This is a genomic window from Streptomyces chisholmiae, from assembly GCF_031845445.1.
GTDB classification, from domain to species: Bacteria; Actinomycetota; Actinomycetes; order Streptomycetales; family Streptomycetaceae; genus Streptomyces; species Streptomyces chisholmiae.
The window spans coordinates 1-424 of record NZ_JAVREO010000243.1 but is presented as its reverse complement, the minus strand read 5'-3'; the positions used below and the strand labels follow the sequence as shown (position 1 = coordinate 424).

Here is a 424-nt window from a genome sequence, read left to right as displayed (position 1 = left end):
CCGGTACAGGTCCTGCAGAACCGCGAGCCTGGTCTCGTCGTCGGCGATCCACTGTTGGAACGCCGTGCCCGTCCCGTACCACCCGGGCAGCATCACGCGGGACTGGCTCCAGGCCAGCACCCACGGGATGGCCCGCAGATCGGCGATGGAGGTGGTCGGTTTGCGTGAGCTGGGCCGGCTGCCGATGTTCAGCGCACCGATCTCACTGACCGGCGTCGACGATTTGAAGTACTCGACGAATCCCGGTGTCTCATGGACCAATTCGGCGTACGCCCGTTGCGCCAGTGCGGCGAGCTCGTCGAGCACCTGATAGGCAGGGCCGGCTTCGTCGCCGAGCCCCTCGACATCGAGCAGGGTCGATTCCAGCGTCGCAGCCAACAGCGTTTCGAGATTGCGGTGCGCGATGCGCGGCTCCGCGTACTTC

1 protein-coding gene is annotated in these 424 nt (G+C 66.3%); it reads right to left on the bottom strand.

Going from position 1 to position 424, the window contains the following annotated elements; all coding sequences use genetic code 11:
* Window positions 1-424: phosphoenolpyruvate carboxylase (locus RM844_RS33015; protein ID WP_311671108.1), on the bottom strand; the 424-nt coding region annotated here is incomplete at both ends.